The following is a 25,932-nucleotide window of genomic DNA, read 5'->3' as shown; positions in this document are numbered from 1 at the left end:
CAGGAATTCGGCAAAAGCGAACATGCACTGTGCAAAAAAACACGGACATCGCCGCCGCGTCCCGGCATCTGCAATGGGACGACATCCGCTATTTCCTGGAGCTGGCGCGAGCCGGCAGCCTGTCCGGCGCGGCCCGTCGCCTGGCCGTCGAGCATTCGACGGTCGCGCGGCGTGTCGAGGCTCTGGAGCAGCGCCTCGGCGTGCGCCTGTTCGACCGCCTGGCGAAGGGCTGGTCGCCGACCGCCGAAGGCGAAGCCCTGCTCGCGCAGGCCGGCCGGCTCGACGACGAGGCCCAGGCGTTCTCGCGGCTCGCGCTCGGCGTCGCCTCGCTGCAGGGCACCGTGCGGGTTTCCGCGCCGCCGGCGCTGGCCAGCCATCTGCTGGTGCCGCGTCTTGCCGAGCGGCGTTCGCAATGGCCGAACCTCGAACTGGAAATGGTCGGCGAGACCCGCGACGCGAACCTGGCGCGCCGCGAGGCCGATCTCGCGATCCGCATGTCGCGGCCCGACGCGCCGGGGCTGGTCGCGCGCCGCGTCGGCGAGATGGGCTATGGGCTCTACGCGCGGCCGGGCTACGCCGACCGGCCGCGCGACGCCTGGGAATTCCTCGGCTACGACGAAAGCCTCAGCCGCGTGCCGCAGCAGGCCTGGCTCGATCAGCAGCTGGCCGGACGTCGCATCGTGCTGCGCAGCAACGATCTCGCCGCGCTGCTGCACGCGGCGCGCGCCGGCCTCGGCGCCGCCGTGCTGCCGCATTTCCTGACGCACGGCGACACGGCGCTGGCGCCGCTGCCCGGCCCGGCCTGTCCGACGGTGCGGCCGCTGTGGCTGGTGATGCACCCGGACGTGCGGCGTTCGCCGCGCGTACGCTTCATGGCCGACCTGCTGGCGTCGCTGATCGGCGAAGCGCAGCCGCTGCTGTCGGGCACGGCGCGCGCCGCGTCGCCCTGAAGCGCCGTCGTCCGCGCCGCCGCGTGCGCGGACTCGGCGGCGACGTTTGCGCTTGCGCACGGCGAGTGCCGCACAGGTGGGCCGCGGCGCGCGCCGCACGGTCTAAGCTACGCGCCCGTCCGTTCGTCCGCCCGCCGCGCCGCGCGCGTTTCCCGTTTCCCCGGCCCGATCTCTTCGCCATGTTCCATATCGCTCTCGCCGTCGCCTGCAGCGTGCTGGTGTCCGTGCTGCTCAAGCTCGCGCCGCGTGGCCGGCTCGATATCCCGCAAATGGTCGCGGCGAACTATGTCGTCGCGGCGCTGCTCAGCGCGGCGCTGCTGCGGCCGGCCGCCGTGCCGGCGCTGCAGGCGGCGCCGTGGCCGGAACTGATCGCGCTCGGCGTGCTGTTGCCGACGATCTTTCTTGCGCTCGGTGCGTCGGTGCGGCATGCCGGCATCGTGCGCTCGGACGTCGCCCAGCGTCTGTCGCTGCTGCTGTCGCTGCTCGCCGCATTCACCGTGTTCGGGCAGCCGGCGACGCCGCGGCTGCTGCTCGGCATCGCCTTCGGCCTGCTGGCACTGCTGGCGCTGGTCTGGAAGGCCGGCCGCGGCGCGGATGGCGACGGCCACGGCGCCTGGTTCTATCCGCTGCTGGTGTTCGTCGGACTCGGCACGATCGACGTGCTGCTCAAGCGTGTCGCGGCGGCCGGCCTTCCGCTCGGCGAGTCACTGCTGCGCGTGTTCGCGCTGGCCTTCGTCGTCGCGGCGCTGATCGTCGGCGGGCGGCGCTGGCGCGGCGGGCCGCCGCTGAGCGCGCGCAGCGTGGTCGCCGGGCTCGCGCTCGGCGCGCTCAACTTCGGCAACATCCTCTTCTACCTGCGCGCGCACCGCGCGCTGGCCGACGATCCGGCGCGCGTGTTCACGGCGATGAATCTCGGCGTCGTCGCGCTCGGCACGCTGGTCGGCCTCGTCGTCTTCCGCGAGCGTCTGAGCCGCGTCAACTTCGCCGGTCTGGCGCTGACCGTGCCGGCGATCATGCTGCTGGCGGCGCGCTAGCGTGCGGCCGGCGCGGCATGCTCCGCGCCGTGCGCGGCGGCGATGATGCCGGCCCTGCGCGTCGCGCGGCGCCGCCGCGGCGTAACCGGGCGGCGGCATGGCGTCCGCGCGACGATGCCGCATAATCGGCCGGCCGGCGCTTTCCAGGCTCCCCTCCATCACGGAAGAACCCTTCGTGGCGAACGCTGACGTCCTTCGTTTCGAGCAGCTGGCGCGCATGGCGCTGGCCTTGCTGCTCGTGCTGGTCTGCTGGTTCGTGCTGCGGCCGTTCCTGTCGGCGATCCTGTTCGCGGTCGCGATCTCGGTGTCGACCTGGCCGGCCTACGTCTGGCTGCTGCACCGCCTCGGCGGACAGCGCACCGTCGCTAGCCTGCTGGCCTGCGTGGTCGTCGCGCTGGTCGTGATCGTGCCGACGGCGATGCTGGTGATCTCGCTCGGTGACGCGGCGCTGTGGCTGCTGAAGCTGATCGAGGAATGGCGGACCGCGGGGCCGCCGGAGCCGCCGGCCTGGCTCGGGCACATTCCCTTGCTCGGCGAGCCGCTGCGCGCCTGGCTGCACGGGCTCGGCTCGGGCGGCGACCGCATCGCCGAACTGGCCGGGCGCTTCGTCGATCCGGCGCGGCGACTGGCGCTGCTCGGCGGGCGCGCGCTCGGGCTCGGGCTCGGCCAGGCGCTGTTCTCGGCGCTGCTGCTGTTCTTCCTCTACCGCGACGGCGCGGTACTGGCGGCGGCGCTGCGCGCCTTCGCCACGCGCATCGCCGGCGAGCGCGGGCGCACGCTGCTGGAGATCGCGCAGCGCACGGTGACCGGCGTGATGTTCAGCGTCATCGGCACTGCGCTGGCACAGGCGATGGTGGCGACGATCGGCTTCGCGATCGCCGGCGTGCCGAATCCGTTCCTGCTCGGCGCGCTGACCTTCGTGCTGTCGATGGCGCCGGTCGGGCCGCCGCTGATCTGGGGTGCCGCCGCGTTCTGGCTGTTCCGTCAGGACCAGCCGGGCTGGGCGCTGTTCATGGTCGTCTACGGCTTCTTCGGCATCAGCTCGGTCGACAACGTCATCAAGCCGTTCCTGATCAGCCGTTCGAGTCACCTGCCGTTCGCGCTGACGTTCATGGGCGTGATCGGCGGCGTGCTGGCGTTCGGCGTCGCCGGCGTCTTCATCGGGCCGACGGTGCTGGCGCTGGCGCTGCACCTCGGCCAGGCGCTGTTGTGGATGCAGGACGAGCGGCCGGCCGGCGACGCACGCTAGCGCGGTCCTTCAATCCGGCTGCGCGGCGACCCTGACCCGCGCGTCGAGGGCGAGCACGCCGCGCGCGTCGGCCAGCAGCGGATTGATGTCGAGCTCGCCGATCTGCGGATGCGCGGTGACCATCGCCGCGACGCGGAGCAGCATGTCGACGATGCCGTCGAGATCGGCCGGCGGCTGGCGGCGCAGGCCCTGCAGCTGCTTGTAAATGCGCGTGCGCGCGATCTGTGCGCGGGCCAGCGCGGCGTCGAGCGGCAGCAGCTCGATGGCACTGTCCTGCTGCACTTCGACGGCGATGCCGCCGTGGCCGAACATCAGCAGCGGCCCGAAGCTCGGATCGCGCGTGACGCCGACGATCAGCTCGAAGGCCTGCGGGCGGCGCACCATGGCCTGCACGGTGAAGCCGGCGAGTTGCGCGTCGGGACGCGCGGCGCGTACGCGTTCGAGCATCGCTGCCGCCTCGCGGCGCAGCGCGTCGGCGTCGGCCAGACCGAGGGCGACGCCGCCGACGTCGGTCTTGTGCGTGATCTGCGCCGAGCGGATCTTCAGCGCGACCGGATAGCCGATCGCCGCGGCCGCGGCGACCGCCGCGTCGACGTCGGCGGCGACGCGCAAGGCCGGCACCGCGATGCGCCAGGCGCCGAGCAGGCGGTCGACTTCCTCGCTGTCGAGCCATTCGCGCGCGGCGCCGAGCGCGCCGTCGATGGCGCGGCCGGCGGCGCTGGTGTCGACGTCCGTGTACGGGCGCGCGACGACCGGCGCCTGCACCGCATCGCGGCAGCGGCCGTACTGCACGCGCTGCATGAAGCCGCGCACGGCTTCTTCGGGGGTTTCGTAGCCGGCGATGCCGGCCTCGACGAGCACGCGCCGCGCCGCTTCCGCCGAATGCCGGCCGAGCCAGCAGCCCAGCACGTTGCGATCGTCCCGCTGCGGCTGCGCCTGCGTCACGACCTCGGCAACGGCCTGCGCCGCCTGCAGCGGATGCCCGACCGCGGTCGGGCAGTTGATGACCAGCACGGCGTCGACGTCGGCATCGTCGAGCAGCGCGGCCAGCGCTTCGCGGTAACGCGCGCTCGACGCGTCGCCGATGATGTCGACCGGATTGCCGTGGCTCCAGGTCGGCGGCAGCGTCGCGTCGAGGCGCGCCAGCGTCTGCGGTGCCAGCGTCGCGAGCCGGCCGCCGGCGTCGGCGAGCGCATCGCTCGCGAGCACGCCGGGGCCGCCGCCGTTGGTGAGGATCGCCAGGCGTTCGCCGCGTTGCGCGCCGGTGCAGGCCAGCGTCTGCGCCGCGTCGAACAGGTCGAGCGTGTCGCGCACACGCAGGATGCCGGCGCGCCGGAACGCCGCCTCGTAGGCGGCATCGGCGCCGGCGAGCGCGCCGGTGTGCGAGGCCGCGGCCTTGGCGCTTTCGGCGCGGCGGCCGGCCTTGAGCGCGATCACCGGTTTGTTCAGCACCGCCGCGCGCGCGGCCTCGATGAAGCCGCGCGCTTCGCGCAGACCTTCGATGTAGAGCAGGATCGCCTCCGTGCCCGGTTCGTCGGCGAGGTAGCGGAGCAGGTCGGCGAAGTCGACGTCGGCCATGTCGCCGAGCGAGACGAGCTGCGAGAAGCCGATGCCGCGCGGGGCGGCCCAGTCGAGCAGGGCGGTTGCCATCGCCCCCGACTGGCTGACGAAGGCGAGCCGGCCGGGCGGCGGCAGCAGCTGCGCGAAGCTGGCGTTGAGGCCGATCGCCGGCGCCTGCAGGCCGAGGCAGTTCGGGCCGATCAGGCGGGCGCCGTGCGCCCGCGCCGCGGCGACGGCGGCGCGCTGCAGCGCCTTGCCCTGCTCGCCGAGTTCGCCGAAGCCGGCGGTGATGACGACGATCGCCCGCGTGCCGCGCGCGCCGAGCGCCGCGATCAGGCCGGGCACCGTGGCCGGCGGCGTGGCGATGACGGCGAGCGCCGGGGTCTGGGGCAGGCTCGCGACGTCGGCGTAGACCGGACGTCCGCCGATCTCGGTGTGACGCGGATTGACGAACATCACCGGCCCGGCGTAGCCGCCGTCGAGCAGATTGCGCGCGGCCAGCGCGCCGACCGAGCCGGGCCGGGTCGAGGCGCCGATCAGTGCGACCGAGGCGGGGCGGAAGAAAGCGTCGAGAGCGTCGGCCGGCATCAGCGATCCTTGCGTGCGATCGGCGTCTGCGTGGCGGATGGTCGTGCCCGCATGCGCCGCCGCTGTCGACGGCACCGATCCGGCCGCCGCCCGGCGGCGGCATGCGGCGAAGACACGGAAAGGGGACAGCGTGCGCCAAGCCTAGCGTCGCGGGCCGCGCCGCATCTTGATCTTGGTCAGCGGTGCGCTCGTGCACGGCGCGGCGTGCCGATCCGGCGGCCGGCGCGTGTGGGCGCCGGCGCCGGTCGGCGCGTCGTCACGAGAACAGCTTGTGCACCTTCATCAGCGCGGCGTAGAGCTGGTCGATGTCGTCCGTGCCGTTGTAGACGGCGAGCGAGGCGCGCGCCGTCGCCGGCACGCCGAAGCGCTCCATCAACGGCATCGTGCAGTGGTGGCCGGTGCGGATCGCCACGCCTTCCAGATCGAGGATGGTGCCGATGTCCTGCGGGTGCGCGCCGTCCATCACGAACGACAGGATGCCCGCCTTCTGCGGCGCGGTGCCGATCAGGCGCAGGCCCGGCACTTCCTGCAGGCGCTGCGTGCCGTATTCGAGCAGCGCGTGCTCGTGCGCGGCGACGCGCGCGACGCCGAGCGCGTCCAGCCACTCGATCGCCGCCGCGCAGCCGACCGCGCCGGCCATGTCCGGCGTGCCGGCCTCGAACTTGTACGGCACCTCGTTCCAGGTGCTGCCGCTGAAGGCGACGGTGCGGATCATGTCGCCGCCGCCCTGCCACGGGTCCATCGCTTCGAGATGCTCGCGCTTGGCGTACAGCGCGCCGAAGCCGGTCGGACCGTAGAGCTTGTGCGCCGAGAACGCGTAGAAGTCGACGTCGAGCGCGCGCACGTCGGTCGGCAGGTGGGCGATGCCCTGGGCGCCGTCGACCAGCACCGGCACGCCGCGGGCATGCGCCTCGCGCACGATGTCGGCGATCGGGTTGATGGTGCCGAGCGTGTTCGAGATCTGCGCGACGGCGACCAGCCGGGTCCGCGGCGTGAACAGCCGCAGCCATTCCTCGAAGATCAGCGCGCCGCGGTCGTCGACCGGCGCGGCGACGGTCTTCGCGCCGGCGAGCTGCCAGGGCACGATGTCCGAGTGGTGCTCCATGCCGGTCAGCAGCACTTCGTCGCCGGGCTGCACGCGCGGCTGCAGGTAGCTGCGCGCGACCAGATTGATGCTCTCGGTGGTGCCGCGCGTGAAGACGATCTGCTCGCGCGGCGCGTTGAGGAACGCCGCGATGCGGTCGCGCGCGCCTTCGTAGGCGGTGGTCGCGCGCTCGGCGAGCTCGTGCACGGCGCGGTGCACGTTGGCGTTCGAGGTGCGGTAGTAGTGGTCGATCGCCTGCAGCATCACCTCCGGCTTCTGCGTCGTCGCCGCGTTGTCGAGGTAGGCGAGGCGCTTGCCGCGCGCCTTCTGCGTGAGGATCGGGAATTGCGCGCGGATCGCGTCGAGATCCAGCGGCAGCGGGGCGGCGGCGCTCATGCGGCGGCTCCGCTCAGCGTCGCTTCGGAAAGGTCGAGGCCGGCGCCGAGCCGCGCCGTGATGCGGCGCGCGAGGCGCAGGCGCAGCGCCACGTGCGGCACGCGCGCCAGTACGTCGTTGATGAAGCTGTAGATCAGCAGCGCGCGGGCCTGCGCTTCCGGCACGCCGCGCGAGCGCAGGTAGAACACCGCCGCGTCGTCGAGCTGGCCGCAGCTGGCGCCGTGCGCGCACTTGACGTCGTCGGCGTAGATCTCCAGTTCCGGCTTGGCGTCGATCTCGGCGCCCTTGGCCAGCATCAGGTTGGCGATGCGCTGTTCGGAATCGGTCTTCTGCGCGCCGCGCTGCACGACGACGCGGCCGTTGAGGATCGCCCGGCTCGGGCCGAAGCCGAGGCCGCGGAACCACTGGCGGCTGGTGCCGTGCGGCGCGGCGTGGTCGATCTCGTACTGGTTGTCGAGGTGCACGCGGCCGTCGGCGCCGAACAGACCGGACAGTTCGGCATGCGCGCCCGGCGCAGCGAGCTTGACGCGCCAGTCGCTGCGGATCAGCGTGCCGCCGCTCGCCTTGGCGGCCGTGGCTTCGCCGGGGATCGGATCCCCGCTTTCGTCATAGGGGAGGTCGACGTTGACGACGTCGAGCCGCGCGTCGTGGCCGACTTCGGCCGTGGTCTGCAGCCAGTGCGTCGTGCCGCGGGCTTCGTCCTGCACGCGCACCAGCGTCAGCTGCGCGCCTTCGGCGAGTTCGATCGACAGGCTCTGCGTCGAGAAGCGCGTGGCGCCCGGCAGGCCGAGGTTCTGGACGATGAGCAGGGCCTGCGCGCCGCGTTCGAGGCGGATGCGGTGGGCGAGGTGGAACATCTCGCCGGCCTCGCGGGCGTCCGACACGCTCAGCACGTGCAGCGGACGATCGAGGCGCACGTCGCGCGGCACCGTCAGCTGCAGGCCCGGCGTCGCGAAGGCGCGGTGCAGGCCGGCGAGGCCGGCATGCGCATCGAGGCTCGGCAGCGGCGCCGGCGCGGCGGCCGCGTTCAGCGCGCGGCCGTTGATCCAGACGTGCTCGTCGCAGTCCTCGAGCCGCCAGGCCGAAAGATCCGGCGTGCCGGCCGCGGCCGGCGCGAGCTGCACGGGCTGCGCCGCGAACGGCTGCAGATTGGTGTAGTGCCAGCGCTCGATGCCGTCGTCCGGCAGGCCGCGCTGCGCGAAGGTGTCGAAGGCGGCGGCGCGGGCGGCGCGTTCCGCGGCTGGCAGCGCCGCCGCAAAGCGTTCGAAGGCTTCGCCGTAGGATGCGTGGATCGTCATCACGCCGCCTGCTGCAGCCAGCCGTAGCCCTTTTCCTCGAGCTCGCGCGCGAGATCCGGGCCGCCGCTCTTGACGATGCGGCCGGCGGCGAGCACGTGCACGGCGTCCGGCTGCACGTGGTCGAGCAGACGCTGGTAGTGCGTGACGAGGATGGTCGCGCGCTCGGGCGAGCGCATCGCGTTGATGCCGTCGGCGACGATCTTCAGCGCGTCGATGTCGAGGCCGGAGTCGGTTTCGTCGAGCACCATCAGCCGCGGTTCGAGCACCAGCATCTGCAGGATCTCGTTGCGCTTCTTCTCGCCGCCGGAGAAGCCCTGGTTGACGCCGCGCGAGAGCATCGCCGGGTCCATCTTCATCTGCTTGACGCGGTGGCGGACCCAGGCCAGGAAGTCGCCGGCATCGAGCTCGGGCTCGCCGCGTTCCTTGCGCTGCGCGTTGAGCGCCGCCTTGAGGAACATCATGTTGCTGACGCCGGGAATCTCGACCGGATACTGGAAGCCCATGAAGATGCCGTGCGCGGCGCGCTGCTCGGCCGACAGTTCGGCGAGGTCGCGGCCCTGGTAGCGGATCGTGCCGGCGGTGACGACGTAGTCCTCGGCACCGGCCAGCACCTTCGACAGCGTCGACTTGCCGGCGCCGTTCGGGCCCATGATCGCGTGCACTTCGCCGGCGTTCACCACCAGGTCCAGGCCCTTGAGGATTTCCTTGCCGGCGACTTCGGCGTGCAGATTTTCGATTTGCAGTAACTGGCTCATCTCTCGTTCCAACTCAGGCGTAGAGCGGGGGCAACCCGCCTTTCGCGTTGTCTGTTTTCGCGCCGGCAGGCCGTCCATGGCGCGACTTCGGTTCCTGATCCGGCCCCGGCCCGGCGCTGGCTCCGCTCGGCGCGACATCGGGTCGCTCCTCGCCATTGCCAACGCTCCGTGGCCGGGCGTTCGCCGCTTGGGCAAGCGGGCTCACCCCACCGCGCCTTCCAGCGAAACCTGCAGCAGCTTCTGCGCTTCCACCGCGAACTCCATCGGCAGTTCCTTGAAGACGTCCTTGCAGAAGCCGTTGACGATCATCGACACGGCGTCTTCCTCGCCGATGCCGCGCGCGCGGCAGTAGAACAGCTGGTCGTCGGCGATCTTCGAGGTCGTCGCCTCGTGCTCGACGATCGCCGTCGGGTTGCGGACTTCGGTGTACGGGAAGGTGTGGGCACCGCACTGGTCGCCGATCAGCAGCGAGTCGCACCGAGTGTGGTTGCGCGCGCCTTCGGCCTTCTCGAGCACGCGCACCAGGCCGCGGTAGGCCTGCTGGCCGCGGCCGGCGGAAATGCCCTTGGAGACGATCGTCGACCTGGTGTTGCGGCCGACGTGGATCATCTTGGTGCCGGTGTCGGCCTGCTGGCGGTGATGGGTCAGCGCCACCGAGTAGAACTCGCCGACCGAGTCGTCGCCGCGCAGGATGCAGCTCGGGTACTTCCAGGTGATCGCCGAGCCGGTCTCGACCTGCGTCCACGAAATCTTGCTGGCGCGGCCGCGGCAGTCGCCACGCTTGGTGACGAAGTTGTAGATGCCGCCGACGCCGTTCTCGTCGCCCGGGTACCAGTTCTGCACGGTCGAATACTTGATCTCGGCGCGATCGAGCGCGACCAGTTCGACGACCGCCGCGTGCAGCTGGTTCTCGTCGCGCTGCGGCGCGGTGCAGCCTTCGAGGTAGGAGACCTGGGCGTCGTCCTCGCAGATGATCAGCGTGCGCTCGAACTGGCCGGTGTTGCGCTCGTTGATGCGGAAGTAGGTCGACAGCTCCATCGGGCAGCGCACGCCCTTGGGCACGAACACGAACGAGCCGTCGGAGAACACCGCCGAGTTCAGCGCCGCGTAGTAGTTGTCGCCGAACGGCACGACACTGCCGAGGTACTTCTTCACCAGCTCCGGATGCTCGCGCACGGCTTCGGAGATCGGGCAGAAGATCACGCCGGCTTCGGCGAGCTTCTGCTTGAAGGTGGTGGCGACCGAGACCGAGTCGAACACGACGTCGACGGCGACGTTCTGCACGCCGGCGAGTATTTCCTGCTCCTTGAGCGGGATGCCGAGCTTCTTGTAGGTCTCGAGCAGCTTCGGGTCGACCTCGTCGAGCGATTTCGGCTGGTTGGCCATCGACTTCGGCGCCGACCAGTAGGTGATCGCCTGGAAGTCGATGCGCGGGTGCTCGACGTGCGCCCAGTGCGGCTCGCGCATCGACTGCCAGCGGCGGAAGGCCTTGAGGCGGAACTCGAGCAGCCACTCGGGTTCCTGCTTCTTCGCCGAGATCAGGCGCACGACGTCTTCGTTGAGGCCCGGCGCGATGCGTTCGGACTCGATGTCGGTGACGAAGCCGGCCGCGTACTTGCGGTTCTGGACCAGCGCTTCGATCCCCTCGGCGGGGACCGGGATGTCGGAGGGATTGGCTGCCATGAGGTCGCTATCCATTGGGGCGGATCCGGTCAGGCCCGGATCAGCGGGAATTCCTGGGGTGGCGTCGTGCGGGGCGCGGCGCCGCCGCCCTGCGCCATCTGCGCCAGCGTCACCGCGGCGAGGGCCTGATGGATCGCCGAATTGATGAGGCGCCAGTTGGCGCGTGTCGCACAGTCCGTCTCGATGCTGCAGGGTTCGCCGCCGTGGCCGGCGCAGGCGGTCACCGCGATCGGCCCTTCGAGCGCGCCGATGATGTCGGCGACCGAGATCTGTTCGGCGGCGCGGCCGAGCCGGTAGCCGCCGTGGGCGCCGCGCAGCGATTCGAGCAGTCCGCCCCTGGCGAGCACTTTGAGCAGCTTGGCGACCGTCGGCAGCGGGATGCGGGTGCGTTCCGCGAGCTCCTGGCCGGTGTGCGTCCGCTGCGGCGCGCGCGCGACCGCCGTCATCAGGACGGTGGCGTAGTCGGCAAGGCGGCTGAGCTTCAACACGACAATCAAGACCAAATCAGTACGGATTGAAATTGTACGAACGGAAGGCCGCCGCCGCAATGCCGGCGCACGGTCGATCCGCTAATCTCCCGGGCATGAATCACGCAGATCCGCCGGGCCCGACCGCCGATCCGGCCCTCGATACCGTGTGGGATGTCGAACGTCCGTACACGCAGACCGTGCTCGTCGGTGCCGAGCACCTCGACGCCTTCGGCCATACCAACAACGTCGTCTATCTGTCCTGGCTGGAGCAGGTCGCCTGGGGGCATTCGGTGAGCCTGGGCCTGGACTTCGCCGCCTACGGCGCGCTCGGCGCCGGCTGCGTGGCGCGCCGCCACGAGCTGGACTATCTGGCGCCGACCTTCGCCGGCGATCAGCTGTGGCTGGCGACCTGGGTGCACGAGAACGACTTCCGCCTCAGCATGTGGCGGCGCTACCAGATCGTGCGCGCCAGCGACCGCAAGACCGTGCTGCGCGGCCAGACGCACTGGGTCTGCGTCGACATGAAGAGCGGCCGGCCGCGGCGCATGCCGCCGGAATTCCACGCCTATCAGCCATGGCCGCGGCGCGGCGAGGGCGCCGCGTGAGCGCCCGGCCGCGCATCGAGATCGAATACTGCACGCAGTGCCGCTGGCTGCTGCGCGCCGCCTGGGTCGCGCAGGAATTGCTGACGACCTTCCAGGACGAGCTCGGCGAGGTCGCGCTGCAGCCGGGCAGCGGCGGCGCGTTCCGCGTGCGGCTCGACGGCGAGCTGCTCGCCGACCGCGCGCGCGATCGCGGCTTTCCGGATCTGCCGCTGCTCAAGCAGGCGATCCGCGACCGCATCGCGCCGCAGCGCGATCTCGGCCACAGCGACCGTAAGGCGGACTGAAGCGCCCGCGGCGAGCCCGGCGCGACGCGCGCGTCGCCGTCGGTCCTGCTGGCGGCGCAGCGCGGACGCGGCGCGGTCGCCGCGCCGATCCCGGCCGGACCGCAGGGGCGGCGCATCTTTTGGCAGTGCCGGCAGTCGCGCCCGGCGTCCCCGCGGCACGATCACGAAGGCCGACGCGCACGCGGGCTGCGTCCGTGCCGGCGCTGCGCTCGCGCGGCGCCGGCGTTTCGTTCAGCGCGTCCAGACCAGCGTCGGCGCCGCGCCGAGACGGCCCTGCACGAACGCGGCCTGGCCGTAAGCGCGCGCCAGCGCCAGGACCGCGGGCGGCTCGGCGTCGAACACGCAGGCGCCGGCCTCCGGCCAGCAGCCGTCGTCGGCGCGACCGAGGCTCGGCCGCGTATCCCAGCGGTGTGCGGCGAGGTCTGCCGCGAAGCGCGCCAGCCGCGCTGCGTTGTCGGCGTCCGTCAGCCGCCGCGAATCCGGATTGCAGGGCGTGACGATGAACCAGTGCCGGCGGCAGCCGGCGGTGCGCAGCGCGGCGTCGGCGCCGGCGTCGCGGCGGCCGATGCGGCGCACGATGCGCTGCGTGCCGAGATCGATTTCGTAGCGCGCGTTCGCGTACGCCGCAGCCAGTGCGGCGTCGCGGCTCATGCCGCGAGCACTTCGGCGAGCAGGCGGTCGAGCAGCAGGTCGAGCATCGGCAGCTGGTCGTTCAGGGTGTGCCCGGTATCGAGCACGTGCAGCGCGGCGCGATGCTGCTGCGCGAAGCGCTGCGCCTGCGCCAGCGGCACGATGTCGTCGTGCCAGCCATGCACGACGCTGCAGCGCGGCGGAATGCCTTGCGGCTCGCCGTCCCAGCCGGGATACGGGAAGTAGAGCGCCGGCGCCATCAGGAACAGGGCCTGCGGCTGCAGCGCGGCGCAGGCCATCGCCGAGACGTAGCCGCCCATGCTCGAGCCGGCCAGCACCAGCCGCCGCGCCGTCGGCCGCAGCGCGAGCAGCTGCGCGATGCGGGCCTGCGGATCGTGCGTGTGACTATAATCCGGGCTGATGACGGCGAAGCCGCGGCGTTGCGCCGTCTGCGCCAGATGCGTGATCTTGGTGCCCCAGGGGCCGCTTTCCTTGCCGTGGGCGAAGACGATCAGGTTCTCGGTCATCGAAGGTCGGTCACGCCGGTGGGACGAAGTCTGGAGAAGCGCGACGGATGATACGCAAAGGGCAGGCAGAGGCGGAGGCAGGCACGCAGCGCCGGCGGCGTCGTGCGGCCGAGCCGCTCGACGTGCAGCTGACGGTGCGCTTCAACTTCGGCGCGGCGCCGGAGGATCACGTCACCGTCATCAATAACCGTCGCGTACCGATGGTCGGCAGCGTGATCGCCAATCGCGACCGCATCCTGCGCGGCTTCGTCAGCCTGATGATCCGCACCGCGATGAAGCAGCCGCGCATCGCCCGCGAGCTGTTTCCGCTGCTGACGCTGCCGGCGCGCCGGCGCAAACCGAAAGACGCCCGAGGATGAAAGACGCCCGAGGATGAAGGCCCTCAACATCTTCAATGCCGTGATGCTGGCGCTGGCGGCGACCTTCGCGGTCACGCTCGGCGCGGTCTGGATCATGTATGCGTTCAACCTGGACGTCGAGCCGCGGCTGCGTGCCGAGTGGCGGCTGGTCACGCAGATGACGCTGAGCTTCCTGGTGCTGACGCTGGTCGCCGCGTTCGCGTTCTGGGGCCAGCACCGGCAGCGGGCCTGGCGCTGGCCGGCGCAGGGCGCGCAGCTGCTGGCGCTGGCCGGCAGCATCTGGTGGCTGTCGCGCCTTCTCACCTGAACGCTGCCGGGGCCGCGGCGGCGCTCGAAAAGCCGCCGCCGGCCCGCCTACACTGAGGCCGGCCGCGCTGCGGCGCGTCCCGTTCGGCTCCAAGCGCCAACCGAAGAAGAGGAAAGGATGGAATATCCCAAGCCCAAGCAGTGGGAAGTGCTGAGCTGGGTGCCGATCGTCGCCGGCCTGTACTGGCTGCTCGCACACGATGGCGGCGCCTGGCTGTTCTGGGCGATCGTGCCCGGCGCGCTGCTGCTGGCGTCGGGCATCGGCCTGCTGCTGACGCCGGGCGATCCGCGCACGATCAGCCTGATGTCGATCGGCGCCGTGTTCGGCCTGCTGTTCACGCTGCCGGCGTGGTGGGTCGCCGATTTCGGTACGGCGTTCTTCACCGGCCTGCTGTCGTTCGCCAGCTTCCTGGCGTCCGGCCGCGCGGCGCTGCGCCGCGCGCCGCTGTATCTCGGCGCGACGCCGCCGGAAATCTCCACGCGCATGGACTTCAAGGTCGCGATCGACGAGGCCGTGCTCGGCTACTTCGTCGGTGCCTCGCGCATTCCGAGCGGGCAGGAGGCCTCGCGCACCTGCGAGGATTCGCTGCGCATGGAGGACGCGATCCGCCAGCACGGCTGGGATCGCGATCCGCAGGCCATGCATCCGGCCCCGCCGGCGCCGGAGGAGACTTACATCGACCGCGGCCGCATCTTCGGCCACGACTACGAGGTGCTGCGCTTCGACAGCGGCTACGCGCCGCCCAGCGAGCTGCCGAACGCGGTGATCTGGAAGAGCCACGCCAACAACGCCGAGTGCCACGTGCGCCTGCTGCGCCATCCGGGCAAGCCGCGGCCGTGGCTGATGTGCATCCACGGTTATCGCATGGGGTCGCCATGGATGGACCTGAGCCTGTTCTCGCCCGGCTGGCTGCATCACAAGCTCGGCTTGAACATCATCCAGCCGGTGCTGCCGCTGCACGGCCCGCGCCGCGCCGGCCTGCGTTCCGGCGACCTCTATCTCGACGGCGATCTGTCGGACCTGGTCTACGCCGAGTCACAGGCGCTGTGGGATCTGCGCCGCACGCTGGCCTGGCTGCGCGCCAACGAGCCCGGCGCGCGCGTCGGCGTGCTCGGCGTGTCGCTCGGCGGCTATAACGCGGCGCTGCTGTCCGGCTACGACGCCGAGCTCGACTTCGCGGTCGCCGCGATTCCGGTGATCGATCTGGCGTTCGCGTTGTGGAGCGTGGCGCCGCCGGCGCATCGCGCCTACTACGCCGAGCACGGCCTCGACGAAGCCCGCTACCGCAGCGTCCTGCAGCCGGTGTCGCCGCTGTCGCGCGCGCCGCTGCTCTCCCGCGAGCGGCTGTTCGTGGTCGCCGCGACCGGCGATCGCATCGTCGTGCCGCGCCATCCGCTCGAACTCGGCCGCCACTGGAACGTGCCGGTGCAGTGGTACCAGGGCTCGCACCTGTCGATCCGTCAAGAGCACGAGGTCCGCGACACCCTGAACCTGGCGATCGCCAGGGCCGGCTGGAGCGTGGAGTAGAATCGGCGCCATCCCACGGACCCCTCATCCTGAAGCCATGATCAAAGCCGCGATTACCGGCACCGGACTCTTCACGCCTGCGCAGTCGATCTCCAACGACGAGCTGGTGGCCTGCTACAACGCCTACGTCGAGCGCTACAACGCCGAGCATGCCGAGGCGATCGCCGCCGGCACCACCGCGCCGCTGCAGCCGTCGAGCAGCGAATTCATCGTCAAGGCCTCGGGCATCAAGTCGCGCTACGTGCTCGACAAGACCGGCGTGCTCAATATCGACATCATGCGGCCGCGGCTGCCGACGCGCAGCAACGACGAGCCCTCGCTGCTCGCCGACATGGGCATCGCCGCGGCCCGCCAGGCGCTGGAGCGCGCCGGCCGCACGGCGGCCGACGTCGATTTCGTGATCGTCGCGTGCTCGAATCCGCCGCGCGCCTATCCGGCGCTGTCGGTCGAGATCCAGGCGCTGCTCGGCATCCAGGGCTTCGCCTACGACATGAACGTGGCCTGCGCTTCGGCGGCGTTCGGCATCCAGGCAGCGGTCGACGCGGTGCGTCAGGGCAGCGCGCGCGCGGTGCTGGTCATCAATCCCGAGGTCTGCAGCGGCCATCTGAACTGGCGCAGCCGCGACTGTCATTTCATCTTCGGCGACGCCGCCACCGCGGTGCTGGTCGAGCCGCTCGAAGGCGCCGTGTCGAAGACCCGCTTCGAGGTGCTCGGCACCAAGCTGGCGACGCAGTTCTCGAGCAACATCCGCAACAACTTCGGCTTCCTCAACGAGTGCGAGGTGCCGCCGCGGCCGTGGGACGACGTGCTGTTCCGCCAGGAAGGCCGCAAGGTCTTCAAGGAAGTGGTGCCGATGGTGTCGGAGCTGCTCGGCGCGCATCTCGGCGCGCTCGGCGTCGAGCCCGACCAGGTCAAGCGCTTCTTCCTGCACCAGGCCAACCTCAACATGAACGAGCTGATCGCGCGCAAGGTGCTGGGCCGCGACCCGTCGATCGAGGAAGCGCCGGTGATTCTCGACGAATACGCCAACACCAGCTCGGCGGGCTCGGTGATCGCGTTCCACAAGTATCACGACGATCTCGTGCCCGGCGACATCGTCGTGCTGTGCGCGTTCGGTGCCGGCTACTCGGCCGGTTCCGTGATCATGAAGCGCGTCTGAGCACGCGAAAGGATCTTTGCCGATGAGCGACAGCCACTCCCCCGTGCGCGGACGTTCGGTACTCGGCCGTCTGTTCCATTTCCTGTGGATGCTGGTCAGCGGCTTGCTCAAGCTGATCACCATCGTGTTCGTGCTCGGCTCGCTGGCAGCGATCTGGTTGCTGCTGCGCAACGGCCACGGCGGCCTGCGCATCGAGCACAACACGCCGCTGGTGCTCGCGCCGAGCGGCGTGCTGGTCGAGCAGATCGACGAGGATCCGAGCCAGCGCCTGCTCGAGAATCTCAACGGCCAGCTGCCGTCGCAGTCCTCGCTGCGCGATCTGATCGACGCCCTCGAAACCGCCAAGGACGATCCGCGCATTCCGTTCGCGGTGCTCAAGCTCGACGGTCTGGCCGACGCCGGCCTGCCGCAGCTCGAGGAGCTGGCGGCGGCCATGCGGGACTTCCGCGCCACCGGCAAGAAGATCATCGCCTGGAGCCCGTCCTACGAGCAGGCTTATTACTACGCCGCGGCGCAGGCCGACGAGGTGGTGATGGACCCGATGGGCAGCCTGTCGATCGAGGGCTTCAGCAGCTACAACAATTACTTCAAGGACGGCCTCGACAAGCTCGGCGTCGACGTGCACGTGTTCCGCGTCGGCGAGTACAAGTCGGCGGTCGAGCCGTTCACGCGCAACGACATGTCGCCGGATGCGCGCGCCGCCAGCCTCGACTGGCTCGGCGATCTGTGGAAGGACTACGGCAAGGGCGTGGCCGAAGGCCGCAAGCTGCCGGCGACGGCGGTCGACGACTACGTGCGCCGCTTCGCCGCGGGGCTCGAGGCGCACGGCGGCGATCCGGCCGCCTACGCCAAGGCCAGCGGCCTGGTGAGCAGCGTCGAGACGCAGGCCGAGTTCCGCAAGCGCATGGGCGCGATCGTCGGTTTCGATGACGAGCTCGGCAGCTTCCGGCAGATCTACTATCTCGACTACCTGTCGGCGGTCGAGCGCGAGGGCACGCTCAAGGGCGGCAAGGCCCACGACGCGCACACGATCGCACTGGTCGCGGTGCAGGGCGAGATCGTCGACGGCACCGGTCAGGTCGGCCAGGCCGGCGGCGACACCATTTCCGACCTGCTCGATCAGGCGCGCCGCGACGACGACATCTCGGCCGTCGTGCTGCGCGTCAACTCGCCGGGCGGCAGCGTCTGGGCCTCCGAGCAGATCCGTCGCGAGGTGCAGGCGCTGAAGGCCGACGGCAAGCCGGTGGTCGCGTCGATGTCGACGGTCGCCGCCAGCGGCGGCTACTGGGTGGCGATGGACGCCGACCAGATCTACGCGCACGACTCGACGGTCACCGGCTCGATCGGCATCTTCGGCATGATCCCGACGATCGACCGCGGGCTCGCCAAGCTCGGCATCCACACCGACGGCGTCGGCACCACGCCGCTGGCCGGCACGCTACGCATCGACCGGCCGCTGTCGGCCGAACTCGGCCGCATCATCCAGGCGCAGATCGACAAGGGCTACCGCGACTTCATCGGCGGCGTGTCGAAGGCCCGCGACATCCCGGTCGAGAAGGTCAACGAGATCGCCCGCGGCCGTGTCTGGAGCGGAGCGCACGCCAAGGCCCTGGGCCTGGTCGACGACATCGGCGGTCTGCAGCAGGCTGCCGACGCCGCGGCCAAGCTCGCCGGCATCGAGGACGGCGACTACGAGCTGCTGGAGATGGCGCCGAAGCGCGAGTTTGCGCTCGACTTCCTGTCGCGCTTCTACGGCCGCGCGCAGCTCGCCTGGATGCCGGCGGGCATGCGCGGCTGGCTGCAGACGCTCAGCGCGCAGACTGATATCGAGCGCTGGCTGTCCGGCTTCAACGATCCGCGCGGCATGTACGCGCAGTGCTTCTGCACGCCGCAGCAGGGTGGCCACAGCCGCTGAGCGCGATGCCGCAGCTACGCGTTGACGATTTCGACATGCACTACGCCGAGGCGGGCTCCGGCCCGCCGCTGGTGCTGGTGCACGGCCTCGGTGGCAGCCATCTCGACTGGGAGCACCAGATCGGGCATTTCGCGCAGCACTACCGCGTGATCGCCCCGGATCTGCGCGGTTTCGGCGCCAGCGGTCACGGCCGGCGCCTGTTCACGATCCGGCGGCTGGCGCGTGACGTCGCCACGCTGCTCGCCGCGCTCGGTGTCGAGCGCTTCGCGCTGGTCGGGCATTCGATGGGCGGCGCGATCGCCCAGCAGCTGGCGCTCGACGGCGGCGGCCGCGTCGAGCGCCTGGTCATCGCCAACAGCATGCCGATGTTCCGGCCGCAGACGCTGCGCCACCATCTCGAATTCGGCTATCGCTGGCTGGTGATGGGCCTGCTCGGGCCGGCGCGCCTGTCGCGCATCGGGGCGACGCGCATGTATCCCGGCCGCGATCAGGCCGAAGCGCGGCGCAAGAGCATCGCGCGCGGCGCGCGCAACACGCGCTACGCCTATCTCTCGGCGCTGGCGGCGCTCGGCCGCTGGTCAGTGCTGCCGCGGCTCGGCCAGCTGCGCATGCCGGTGCTGGTGGTCGGCGCCGAGCATGATTTCTTCACGCGCGAGGAGACGGTGCGCTTCGCGCATGCGCTGCCTTGCGCGCGTCTGCACATCGTCGCGGGTGCGCATCACGCGCTGCCGGCCGAGCGGCCGGAGATCTTCAACGAGCTGGTCGGGCGCTTCCTGCGCGCGCGTGCGGCGCCGGCGCGGCCGCGCGACGGTCGCCGCTTGCGGCCGCGCGATCTGGCGCCGCATCCGCATTCGCCGCCGCCAGTCGCGGCGATCGCCGAAGCCGGAGGCGACGAGTGAGCGCCGGGCGCACGGCCGCGCCGATCGGCGTGTTCGATTCGGGTGTCGGCGGCCTGTCGGTGCTGCGCGAGCTGCGCCGCGAGCTGCCGCACGAGCATTTCATCTATTACGCCGACAGCGGTCATTGCCCGTACGGCGGCAAGCCGGCGATCGAGATCGCGGCGCGCGCCTTCGCGATCACCGACGAGCTGCTCGCCGCCGGCGCCAAGCTGATCGTCGTCGCCTGCAACACGGCGACGATCGCCGCCGTCGAGCAGCTGCGCGCGACCTATCCGTTGAGCTTCGTCGGCATCGAGCCGGCGATCAAGCCGGCGGTGCGACAGACGCGCAGCGGCGTGGTCGGCGTGCTGGCGACCGGCGCGGCGCTGGCCGGTGACAAGTTTCTGCGCCTGCAGGCCGAGCACGGCGACGGCGTGCGCGTCATCACCCAGCCCTGTCCGGGCCTGGTCGAATTCGTCGAGCGCGGCGAACTCGACAGTCCGGCGCTGCGCGCGCTGCTGCGTCGCTACATCGAGCCGCTGCTGCGCGACGGCGCCGATACGCTGGTGCTCGGCTGCACCCACTATCCGTTCCTGCGGCCGGCCATCGCCGAGATCGCCGGGCCGGCGGTGACGCTGCTTGATACCGGCGCGGCGGTCGCCCGCCAGGCGCGCCGCGTGCTCGAGCGCGAGGGGCTGCTGGCGCCCGAGGCCCAGGCGGGGCGCGTCGACTGGCGCAGCAGCGGCGACGTGGCGCGCGTCGGGCCGGTGATCGAACGCCTGCTCGCCGGCTGAGGTCGGCGAGCCTGGGGCGTGCGCGACCGCGGTCGCGTGTGGCATGCTGAGTGCTCGAATGATTGGCCGCTTGCGGCCCGCTTCGGGCCTGCCGGTGGCAGGACATTTCACCCAGCCACGCAGGAGAGCGGCAGCCGGCAGGAGCGGCGGCCCACCGAAGGCGCAAACTCCCATAAACGCTCAGGTCCCTGTACTGCGTCGCTGTTTGCCGTCTGAAGAGTGATCCGCGCGAGCGGGTCCGCCGAAGAAGCAAGGTCGCCGTCCGCGGCGTGCCGAATCTTTCAGGCCCCAGGACAGCGGGAGCGGCGCCGGTTGCCTCGTATAGCGGGGTTGCGGTGTCGTTTCGCGTCCGGGACAGAGGAGGATTCGGGCTTCGGCCCGCCGTGCCATCGTCGAAGAAAGATCGCCTGCAGCGCGTGCGCGCGCGGCGATCGCGGTCGGTCGATGCTGGCGGCCATTTCACGCACTCATCCATACCCTCGCGTGGTAAACCCAGGAGAACGCGCGCGCCCTGCCGTCGGGGCCGCGCTGCCGAAGGCGCAGACCCGAAACGCTCAGGCCTCGATACTGGAAGCAGCACACAAACTGGAGAGCGCCGCGCCGGCAACGGTCGAGCGGCCGCCGAAGGGGCAAGCCGCGTCGGGGTGCGGTGAATCTCTCAGGCAAAAGGACAGTGGGGTTTCGGTTGCGTGGTGCGAGTCGCCGCGCTGCCTCACCATTTTCTTTGGAGCTTGAGATGAAAGTGATCGTGATGGGCGCCGGCGTGATCGGCGTGGCCTCGGCGTGGTATCTGGCGAAGGCCGGGCACGAGGTGGTGGTGCTCGAACGCAATGCCGGCGCGGCGCGCGAGACCAGCTTCGGCAACGGCGGCCAGATCTCGGTGAGCCACGCCGAGCCCTGGGCCAATCCGTCGGCGCCGGGCAAGATGCTGCGCTGGCTCGGCAAGGAAGACGCGCCGCTGCTGTTCCGCCTGCGCGCCGATCCGACGCAGTGGTCCTGGGGTATGAAGTTCCTGCGCGAGTGCAGCGCCAGGCGCTCGACGCACAACATGATCCAGCTCGTGCGCCTCGGCACCTACAGCCGCGAAAGCCTGCAGGCGCTGCGCGTCGAGGCCGGTGTCGAGTACGACCATCTCGAGCGCGGCATCCTGCACTACTACACGAGCGCCAAGGAATTCGATCTGGCGATCGAGCCGGCGCGCATCATGCGCGAGATCGGCTGCGAGCGGCGCGTGATCGACGCCGACGAGGTGGTCCGCATCGAGCCGGCGCTGGCGCAGATCCGCTCGCAGCTGGCCGGCGCGACCTACACCAGCGCCGATGAATCGGGCGACGTGCACAAGTTCACGACCGGACTGGCGGCGCGCTGCGCCGAGCGCGGCGTGCAGTTCCGCTATGGCGTGCGCATCCAGCGCCTGCATGCCGAGGGCGGGCGCATGCTCGGCGTCGAGTATGCCGACGAGACCGGCGCCTACCAGGTCGAGAAGGCCGACGCCTACGTGCTGGCGCTCGGCAGCTTCAGCCCGCAGCTCGCGCGCACCGCCGGCGTCGCGCTCGATATCTATCCGGTGAAGGGCTATTCGATCACGCTGCCGGTGCTCGAACCGGCGCTGGCGCCGACCGCGAGCCTGACCGACGACGAGTTCAAGCTGGTGTTCTCGCGCTTCGGCGATCGCCTGCGCGTCGCCGGCACCGCCGAGTTCGACGGCTATTCGATGGCACTCAACCGGGTGCGCTGCGAGGCGATCGTGCAGCGCACCTTGCAGGTCTTCCCGGGCCTGAGCCGTGCGGAACTGGCGCAGCACTGGACCGGCCTGCGTCCGGCGACGCCGGGCAACGTGCCGTACATCGGCCGCAGCAAGGTCGAGGGCCTGTATCTCAACACCGGTCACGGCACGCTGGGCTGGACGCACGGCTGCGGCTCGGGCCGCGCGATCGCCGACATCATCGACGGCCGCCGCCCCGACTGCGACTTCGCGTTCTGCGGTCTGCCGGAGCGCAAGCCGACGCTGAGCGTCGCTGCCGCCTAGCGCGGCCGCGTTCCGCCGTCCGGCGCGGCGGGCGGGGAGGTGGGGGCGGCTACAATGCCGCCTCCCCCCCTCACCAGACGGGCTGCGAACCCGCGGGAGTCAGCAGATGTCGCGCTTCTTTTCGTCGGTCGATCCGGACGGCCTGCTCGAGTACTCGGTCGTTTTCAACGACCGGGCGACCAATCACATGTCGCAGCGTTTTCAGCAGGCGATGCGCGACATCTCGGCGACCCTGAAGTCGGTCTACCAGGCGGATGCCGTCGCCATCGTGCCGGGCGGCGGCACCTTCGGCATGGAGGCGGTCGCGCGCCAGTTCGGTTCGGGACGGCACTGCCTGGTCGTGCGCAACGGCTGGTTCAGCTACCGCTGGTCGCAGATCTTCGAAATGGGCGGCATCCCGTCGCGCGAGACCGTGCTTTGCGCGTCCGCCGTCGCCGACGCGCCGAAGTCGCCGTTCGCGCCGCCGTCGATCGACGAACTCGAAACTGCGATCGCGCGCGAGCGTCCGGACGTCGTGTTTCTGGCCCACGTCGAGACCGCGGCCGGCCTGATCCTGCCCGACGATTACCTGCGTCGCACCGCCGCGGCCGTGCACGCGCACGGCGGCCTGCTGGTGCTCGATTGCGTCGCGTCCGGCGCGATCTGGGTCGACATGCAGGCCTGCGGCATCGACGTGCTGCTGACGGCGCCGCAGAAGGGCTGGTCGGCGAGCCCGTGCGCGGCGCTGGTCATGCTCGGCGCCGAGGCGCGGCGGCGCCTCGAGCAGACGCGCAGCACCAGTTTCGCGGCCGACCTGAAGAAGTGGCAGCAGATCATGCAGGCCTACGAGGACGGCGGCCACGCCTACCACGCGACGATGCCGACCGATGCGCTGCTGACGCTGCGCGACGCGATGCAGAAGACGCTGGCCGCCGGTATCGAGACGCTGCGCGAGGCGCAGTGGGCGCTTGGCACGCAGATTCGCGCGGTGCTCGCGCGGCACGGCTATCCGAGCGTCGCCGCCGAGGGCTACGAGGCGCCGAGCGTGGTCGTCGCCTACACCGACGACGTCGAGATCAGCAGCAGCCGCCGCTTCGCCGCGCTCGGCCTGCAGACGGCCGCCGGCGTGCCGCTGATGTGCGGCGAGCCCGAAGGCTTCCGCAGCTTCCGCGTCGGCCTGTTCGGGCTCGACAAGCTTGCCGATGTCGACGGCGCAGTGCAGCGCTTCGAGGCGGCGGTGCGCGCGCTGCGCGCCTGAGCGGCGCCGCTCAGGCGAAGCGCATCGACAGGTCGACGGCGCGCACGTGTTTGGTGATCGCGCCGATCGCGATGCGGTCGACGCCGCATTCGGCGATGGCGCGGACCGTCTCCAGCGTTGCGCCGCCCGAATATTCGATGACGGTCCGGCCGCCGCGCGCGCGGTGCGCGCGCGTCAGCTGCACGGCCTCGCGGATCTGCGGCAGCGTGAAGTCGTCGACCAGCAGCAGGTCGACGTCGGCCTCCAGCGCGGCCTGCACCTGATCGAAATCCTCGGCTTCCGTCATCAGCGGCACGCCGGCGTTCAGCGCGCGGGCATTGGCGATCGCCTGGCGGATGCCGCCGGCGGCGGCGACGTGGTTTTCCTTGATGAGGATGCCGTCGTAGAGGCCGATGCGGTGGTTGATGCCGCCGCCGCAGAGCACCGCGTACTTCTGCGCATTGCGCAGGCCGGGCAGGGTCTTGCGCGTGTCGGCGATCTTGCAGCCGGTGCCGGTCACGGCGTCGACGTACTGGCGCACCGCGGTCGCGGTGCCGGACAGCGTCTGCAGGAAGTTCAGCGCCGTGCGCTCACCGGTCAGCAACGCTCGCGCCGGGCCGTGCAACTCGTAGAGGCGCTGATCGGGGACGACGCGTTCGCCTTCGGCGACGAGCCAGCGGATCGCGATCGTCGGGTCGAGTGCGGCGAACACGGCGTCGACCCAGGGACGGCCGCAGATTACCGCGGCCTCGCGCGAGATCACGGTCGCGCTCGCGGTCTGTTCCGCCGGCACGAGGCGGGCGGTGACGTCGCCGCTGCCGATGTCCTCGGCGAGGGCGCGCTGTACGGTCGCGGATACGTCGGTCGGAGGCGTCGGAGCGGTCATGGGCAGTGAACGGCTGGAAAATGCGGGCAGGCGATTCTACGAGGCCGGCTGGCGCCGCTGCCGGCGCGCCTCGCGCTCGCGGCACAGGCGCTGCCGGCGCGTGCGGCGGCGCCAGACGTAGACCAGCAGCAGGGTGAGGAAGAGCGCGAGGATGATGGCGAGCGCGGTCTTGCTGCGCCGGATCCACAGCAGCAGCCATTCGTGGTTCTCGGCGCCGAAGTAACCCAGATAGACCCATAGCGGCACGCTGATCAGCGCCGCGAGGCCGTCGAGCATCAGGAAGCGCCAGAACGGCACGCGCCGCGTCATGCCGGCGGTGAGATAGATCGGCGTGCGCAGGCCGGGCAGGAAGCGGGCGATGAACATCAGGCGGTTGCCGTGCCGGCGGTACAGCGCCTCGATGCGTGCATAGCGCTTCGGGGTCAGCAGCCACGAGACCCAGCGCAGCTGGCGCGCGCGCTCGCCGAAGTGACGGCCGGTCCAGAACATGACGGCGTCGCCCGACAGCACGCCGGCGAGGCCGACCAGGCACATCAGATGGACATTGGCGTCGCCGATGCCGGCGATGATGCCGCCGGCGACCAGCGTGATGTCCTCCGGAATCGGCATGCCGAAGCCGCAGGCCAGCAGCACGACGAAGACGGCCAGATAGCCGTTGTCGGTGAAGAACGCGAGCAGCGGGTCGAGCAGGTCCACGGGCGATGCCGGCGGCGCTTCAGCAGCGGCGAAAGCGCAGCGCGGCGCCGATCTGCCGCGGATCGGGCAGGTGTCCCGATCCGTTGCGGGCCGCGGGCGCGGTCATGCTCAGGCGGCGATGCCGAACAGGAATTCGAGCAGTGCCATCTGCGCCCAGAGCCGGTTCTCCGCCTCGTCGTAGATCAGCGACTGCGGACCGTCGATGACCTCGGCGGCGACTTCCTCGCCGCGATGCGCGGGCAGGCAGTGCAGGAAGATCGCATCGGGCTTGGCCAGCTGCATCAGCGCCGCGTCGACCTGATAGCCGGCGAAAGCCTGCAGGCGCTTCTGCTGCTCGGCTTCCTGGCCCATGCTGGTCCAGGTATCGGTGACGATCAGGTCGGCACCGCGCGCGGCGGCGGCCGGCGAGTCGGCGAGCTGCGCGGCATCGCCGGCCGCGCCCATCACGGCGGCGTCCGGCTGATAGCCAGCCGGCGCCGCGATGCGCAGCGTGAAGCCGAACAGCGTCGCGGCTTCGATGAACGAATGGCAGACATTGTTGCCGTCGCCGATCCAGGCCGCGACCTTGCCGCGCGGATCGCCGCGATGCTCGAACCAGGTCTGCAGGTCGGCAAGCAGCTGGCACGGATGGTGCAAGTCGGACAAACCGTTGATGACCGGCACGCGCGAGTGCGCCGCGAACTCTTCCTGATCGCGCTGCGAATCGTTGCGGATCATGACTGCGCTGCACATGCGCGACAGGACCTGGGCGGTGTCGCGCAGCGGCTCGTCGCGGCCGATCTGCGTCGCGCCGGCGGCCAGGAACAGCGCGTGGCCGCCGAAGCGCGCCATGCCGGCCTCGAAGCTGACGCGCGTGCGCGTCGAGTTCTTGGTGAAGATCATCGCCAGCGTCTTGCCGACGAAGGGCCGATAGCCGCTGTCCGCCTGTCGCTTGAGCGCGCTCGCGCGCAGGACGATCTGCCGGGCTTCGGCCGGCGCAAGATCGGACAGTTTCAGCAGGTGACGCGGCATGGCGGCTCTCTCGTTTCCGCACAACAAAAAACGGCGAAGGCC

25 protein-coding genes and 2 riboswitches are annotated in these 25,932 nt (G+C 70.9%); of the genes, 14 read left to right on the top strand and 11 right to left on the bottom strand.

Annotated features, from left to right (window positions below; translation table 11 throughout):
• Positions 1-29: 29 nt before the first annotated feature.
• From H149_RS0102870 to H149_RS0102860, 3 genes are all read left to right on the top strand, one after another.
• Positions 30-950 (top strand): LysR family transcriptional regulator, encoded by a 921-nt coding sequence (locus H149_RS0102870; RefSeq protein ID WP_020648227.1) that lies wholly within the window; start codon positions 30-32, stop codon positions 948-950.
• A gap of 179 nt (positions 951-1,129) precedes the next feature.
• The gene (locus H149_RS0102865; protein WP_020648226.1) at positions 1,130-1,984 is read left to right on the top strand and encodes a hypothetical protein; all 855 of its coding nucleotides are present in this window, start codon (positions 1,130-1,132) and stop codon (positions 1,982-1,984) included.
• Positions 1,985-2,159: 175 nt separating this feature from the next.
• A complete protein-coding gene (locus H149_RS0102860; RefSeq protein ID WP_020648225.1) occupies positions 2,160-3,233 on the top strand; it encodes an AI-2E family transporter in 1,074 nt (357 codons plus the stop codon).
• Positions 3,234-3,242: 9 nt separating this feature from the next.
• On the opposite strand, the gene H149_RS0102855 is transcribed toward H149_RS0102860, so the two are convergent.
• The 6 genes from H149_RS0102855 to H149_RS0102830 form a co-directional block, all read right to left on the bottom strand.
• On the bottom strand, positions 3,243-5,381 hold the full coding sequence (locus tag H149_RS0102855; protein WP_020648224.1) for an acetate--CoA ligase family protein: 2,139 nt from the start codon (positions 5,379-5,381) through the stop codon (positions 3,243-3,245).
• Between the two features lie 256 nt (positions 5,382-5,637).
• The gene (locus H149_RS0102850) at positions 5,638-6,861 is read right to left on the bottom strand and encodes a cysteine desulfurase (protein WP_020648223.1); all 1,224 of its coding nucleotides are present in this window, start codon (positions 6,859-6,861) and stop codon (positions 5,638-5,640) included.
• Positions 6,858-8,159 carry a SufB/SufD family protein gene (locus H149_RS19480; RefSeq protein WP_020648222.1) on the bottom strand — a complete coding sequence of 434 codons (1,302 nt, stop codon included), beginning with the start codon at positions 8,157-8,159 and terminating at the stop codon, positions 6,858-6,860. The genes H149_RS0102850 and H149_RS19480 overlap by 4 nt, the downstream gene beginning before the upstream one ends.
• Complete coding sequence (gene sufC / locus H149_RS0102840) at positions 8,159-8,914, bottom strand: Fe-S cluster assembly ATPase SufC (protein ID WP_020648221.1); 756 nt, start codon at positions 8,912-8,914, stop codon at positions 8,159-8,161. The genes H149_RS19480 and sufC overlap by 1 nt, the downstream gene beginning before the upstream one ends.
• A gap of 201 nt (positions 8,915-9,115) precedes the next feature.
• Entirely contained in the window at positions 9,116-10,597 is a 1,482-nt protein-coding gene (gene sufB / locus H149_RS0102835; protein WP_026352788.1) for a Fe-S cluster assembly protein SufB, read from the bottom strand.
• A gap of 29 nt (positions 10,598-10,626) precedes the next feature.
• Complete coding sequence (locus tag H149_RS0102830; protein WP_026352787.1) at positions 10,627-11,085, bottom strand: SUF system Fe-S cluster assembly regulator; 459 nt, start codon at positions 11,083-11,085, stop codon at positions 10,627-10,629.
• A gap of 95 nt (positions 11,086-11,180) precedes the next feature.
• Here H149_RS0102830 and H149_RS0102825 point away from each other — a divergent pair, with 95 nt between their 5' ends.
• On the top strand, positions 11,181-11,672 hold the full coding sequence (locus H149_RS0102825; RefSeq protein WP_020648218.1) for an acyl-CoA thioesterase: 492 nt from the start codon (positions 11,181-11,183) through the stop codon (positions 11,670-11,672).
• On the top strand, positions 11,642-11,956 hold the full coding sequence (locus tag H149_RS0102820) for an Rdx family protein (RefSeq protein ID WP_020648217.1): 315 nt from the start codon (positions 11,642-11,644) through the stop codon (positions 11,954-11,956). Before H149_RS0102825 ends, H149_RS0102820 begins: the two co-directional genes overlap by 31 nt.
• A gap of 231 nt (positions 11,957-12,187) precedes the next feature.
• Here the strand turns inward: H149_RS0102820 and H149_RS0102815 are convergent, their stop codons facing one another.
• Together H149_RS0102815 and H149_RS0102810 are read right to left on the bottom strand one after the other, a co-directional pair.
• Entirely contained in the window at positions 12,188-12,607 is a 420-nt protein-coding gene (locus H149_RS0102815; protein WP_020648216.1) for a DUF3293 domain-containing protein, read from the bottom strand.
• Positions 12,604-13,113, bottom strand: a complete 510-nt coding sequence (locus tag H149_RS0102810) for a YqiA/YcfP family alpha/beta fold hydrolase (RefSeq protein WP_020648215.1) — start codon at positions 13,111-13,113, stop codon at positions 12,604-12,606. The genes H149_RS0102815 and H149_RS0102810 overlap by 4 nt, the downstream gene beginning before the upstream one ends.
• A 47-nt stretch (positions 13,114-13,160) precedes the next feature.
• Between H149_RS0102810 and H149_RS0102805 the strand changes: the two genes are divergently transcribed.
• The 9 genes from H149_RS0102805 (at position 13,161) to H149_RS0102765 (ending at position 23,318) form a co-directional block, all read left to right on the top strand.
• A complete protein-coding gene (locus H149_RS0102805; protein WP_020648214.1) occupies positions 13,161-13,472 on the top strand; it encodes a hypothetical protein in 312 nt (103 codons plus the stop codon).
• Positions 13,473-13,485: 13 nt separating this feature from the next.
• Positions 13,486-13,779, top strand: coding sequence for a hypothetical protein (locus tag H149_RS0102800; protein ID WP_020648213.1), 294 nt, complete (start codon positions 13,486-13,488; stop codon positions 13,777-13,779).
• Positions 13,780-13,896: 117 nt separating this feature from the next.
• A complete protein-coding gene (locus H149_RS0102795; RefSeq protein WP_020648212.1) occupies positions 13,897-15,306 on the top strand; it encodes an alpha/beta hydrolase family protein in 1,410 nt (469 codons plus the stop codon).
• Between the two features lie 37 nt (positions 15,307-15,343).
• Positions 15,344-16,465, top strand: a complete 1,122-nt coding sequence (locus H149_RS0102790; RefSeq protein ID WP_020648211.1) for a beta-ketoacyl-ACP synthase III — start codon at positions 15,344-15,346, stop codon at positions 16,463-16,465.
• A 22-nt stretch (positions 16,466-16,487) separates the two neighbouring features.
• Positions 16,488-18,380: a signal peptide peptidase SppA gene (gene sppA / locus H149_RS0102785; RefSeq protein WP_039747825.1), complete on the top strand. Its 1,893-nt coding sequence runs from the start codon at positions 16,488-16,490 to the stop codon at positions 18,378-18,380.
• A gap of 5 nt (positions 18,381-18,385) precedes the next feature.
• Positions 18,386-19,279 (top strand): alpha/beta fold hydrolase, encoded by an 894-nt coding sequence (locus H149_RS19475; protein ID WP_020648209.1) that lies wholly within the window; start codon positions 18,386-18,388, stop codon positions 19,277-19,279.
• Positions 19,276-20,052, top strand: coding sequence for a glutamate racemase (gene murI / locus H149_RS0102775; RefSeq protein WP_020648208.1), 777 nt, complete (start codon positions 19,276-19,278; stop codon positions 20,050-20,052). Before H149_RS19475 ends, murI begins: the two co-directional genes overlap by 4 nt.
• A gap of 110 nt (positions 20,053-20,162) precedes the next feature.
• A riboswitch (glycine riboswitch) is annotated at positions 20,163-20,258 on the top strand.
• A 369-nt stretch (positions 20,259-20,627) separates the two neighbouring features.
• Positions 20,628-20,736: riboswitch (glycine riboswitch) on the top strand.
• Positions 20,737-20,788: 52 nt separating this feature from the next.
• Complete coding sequence (locus H149_RS0102770) at positions 20,789-22,081, top strand: D-amino acid dehydrogenase (protein ID WP_020648207.1); 1,293 nt, start codon at positions 20,789-20,791, stop codon at positions 22,079-22,081.
• Positions 22,082-22,187: 106 nt separating this feature from the next.
• On the top strand, positions 22,188-23,318 hold the full coding sequence (locus tag H149_RS0102765; protein ID WP_020648206.1) for an aminotransferase class V-fold PLP-dependent enzyme: 1,131 nt from the start codon (positions 22,188-22,190) through the stop codon (positions 23,316-23,318).
• A 10-nt stretch (positions 23,319-23,328) separates the two neighbouring features.
• On the opposite strand, the gene nadC is transcribed toward H149_RS0102765, so the two are convergent.
• The 3 genes from nadC to argF all read right to left on the bottom strand — a co-directional run bounded on the left by nadC (position 23,329) and on the right by argF (position 25,890).
• Positions 23,329-24,183, bottom strand: coding sequence for a carboxylating nicotinate-nucleotide diphosphorylase (gene nadC / locus H149_RS0102760; protein WP_020648205.1), 855 nt, complete (start codon positions 24,181-24,183; stop codon positions 23,329-23,331).
• 36 nt (positions 24,184-24,219) lie between these two features.
• Entirely contained in the window at positions 24,220-24,879 is a 660-nt protein-coding gene (locus tag H149_RS0102755; RefSeq protein WP_020648204.1) for a DedA family protein, read from the bottom strand.
• 108 nt (positions 24,880-24,987) lie between these two features.
• The gene (argF, locus tag H149_RS0102745) at positions 24,988-25,890 is read right to left on the bottom strand and encodes an ornithine carbamoyltransferase (RefSeq protein WP_020648203.1); all 903 of its coding nucleotides are present in this window, start codon (positions 25,888-25,890) and stop codon (positions 24,988-24,990) included.
• Positions 25,891-25,932 lie beyond the last annotated feature (42 nt).

This window comes from Solimonas variicoloris DSM 15731, from assembly GCF_000382285.1.
Taxonomy (GTDB): Bacteria; Pseudomonadota; Gammaproteobacteria; order Nevskiales; family Nevskiaceae; genus Solimonas; species Solimonas variicoloris.
This window is presented reverse-complemented; position numbering and strand designations above follow the sequence as displayed.

Coding starts and splice junctions, on each gene's coding strand:
- H149_RS0102850 (WP_020648223.1), bottom strand. CDS start 6,861: ATGAGCGCCGCCGCCCCGCTGCCGCTGGATCTCGACGCGATCCGCGCG.
- argF (WP_020648203.1), bottom strand. CDS start 25,890: ATGCCGCGTCACCTGCTGAAACTGTCCGATCTTGCGCCGGCCGAAGCC.
- H149_RS0102815 (WP_020648216.1), bottom strand. CDS start 12,607: ATGAGCCGCGACGCCGCACTGGCTGCGGCGTACGCGAACGCGCGCTAC.
- nadC (WP_020648205.1), bottom strand. CDS start 24,183: ATGACCGCTCCGACGCCTCCGACCGACGTATCCGCGACCGTACAGCGC.
- H149_RS0102770 (WP_020648207.1), top strand. CDS start 20,789: ATGAAAGTGATCGTGATGGGCGCCGGCGTGATCGGCGTGGCCTCGGCG.
- H149_RS19480 (WP_020648222.1), bottom strand. CDS start 8,159: ATGACGATCCACGCATCCTACGGCGAAGCCTTCGAACGCTTTGCGGCG.
- H149_RS19475 (WP_020648209.1), top strand. CDS start 18,386: ATGCCGCAGCTACGCGTTGACGATTTCGACATGCACTACGCCGAGGCG.
- sufC (WP_020648221.1), bottom strand. CDS start 8,914: ATGAGCCAGTTACTGCAAATCGAAAATCTGCACGCCGAAGTCGCCGGC.
- sufB (WP_026352788.1), bottom strand. CDS start 10,597: ATGGCAGCCAATCCCTCCGACATCCCGGTCCCCGCCGAGGGGATCGAA.
- H149_RS0102765 (WP_020648206.1), top strand. CDS start 22,188: ATGTCGCGCTTCTTTTCGTCGGTCGATCCGGACGGCCTGCTCGAGTAC.
- H149_RS0102855 (WP_020648224.1), bottom strand. CDS start 5,381: ATGCCGGCCGACGCTCTCGACGCTTTCTTCCGCCCCGCCTCGGTCGCA.
- H149_RS0102800 (WP_020648213.1), top strand. CDS start 13,486: ATGAAGGCCCTCAACATCTTCAATGCCGTGATGCTGGCGCTGGCGGCG.
- sppA (WP_039747825.1), top strand. CDS start 16,488: ATGAGCGACAGCCACTCCCCCGTGCGCGGACGTTCGGTACTCGGCCGT.
- H149_RS0102790 (WP_020648211.1), top strand. CDS start 15,344: ATGATCAAAGCCGCGATTACCGGCACCGGACTCTTCACGCCTGCGCAG.
- H149_RS0102865 (WP_020648226.1), top strand. CDS start 1,130: ATGTTCCATATCGCTCTCGCCGTCGCCTGCAGCGTGCTGGTGTCCGTG.
- H149_RS0102825 (WP_020648218.1), top strand. CDS start 11,181: ATGAATCACGCAGATCCGCCGGGCCCGACCGCCGATCCGGCCCTCGAT.
- H149_RS0102810 (WP_020648215.1), bottom strand. CDS start 13,113: ATGACCGAGAACCTGATCGTCTTCGCCCACGGCAAGGAAAGCGGCCCC.
- H149_RS0102795 (WP_020648212.1), top strand. CDS start 13,897: ATGGAATATCCCAAGCCCAAGCAGTGGGAAGTGCTGAGCTGGGTGCCG.
- H149_RS0102805 (WP_020648214.1), top strand. CDS start 13,161: ATGATACGCAAAGGGCAGGCAGAGGCGGAGGCAGGCACGCAGCGCCGG.
- H149_RS0102820 (WP_020648217.1), top strand. CDS start 11,642: ATGGCCGCGGCGCGGCGAGGGCGCCGCGTGAGCGCCCGGCCGCGCATC.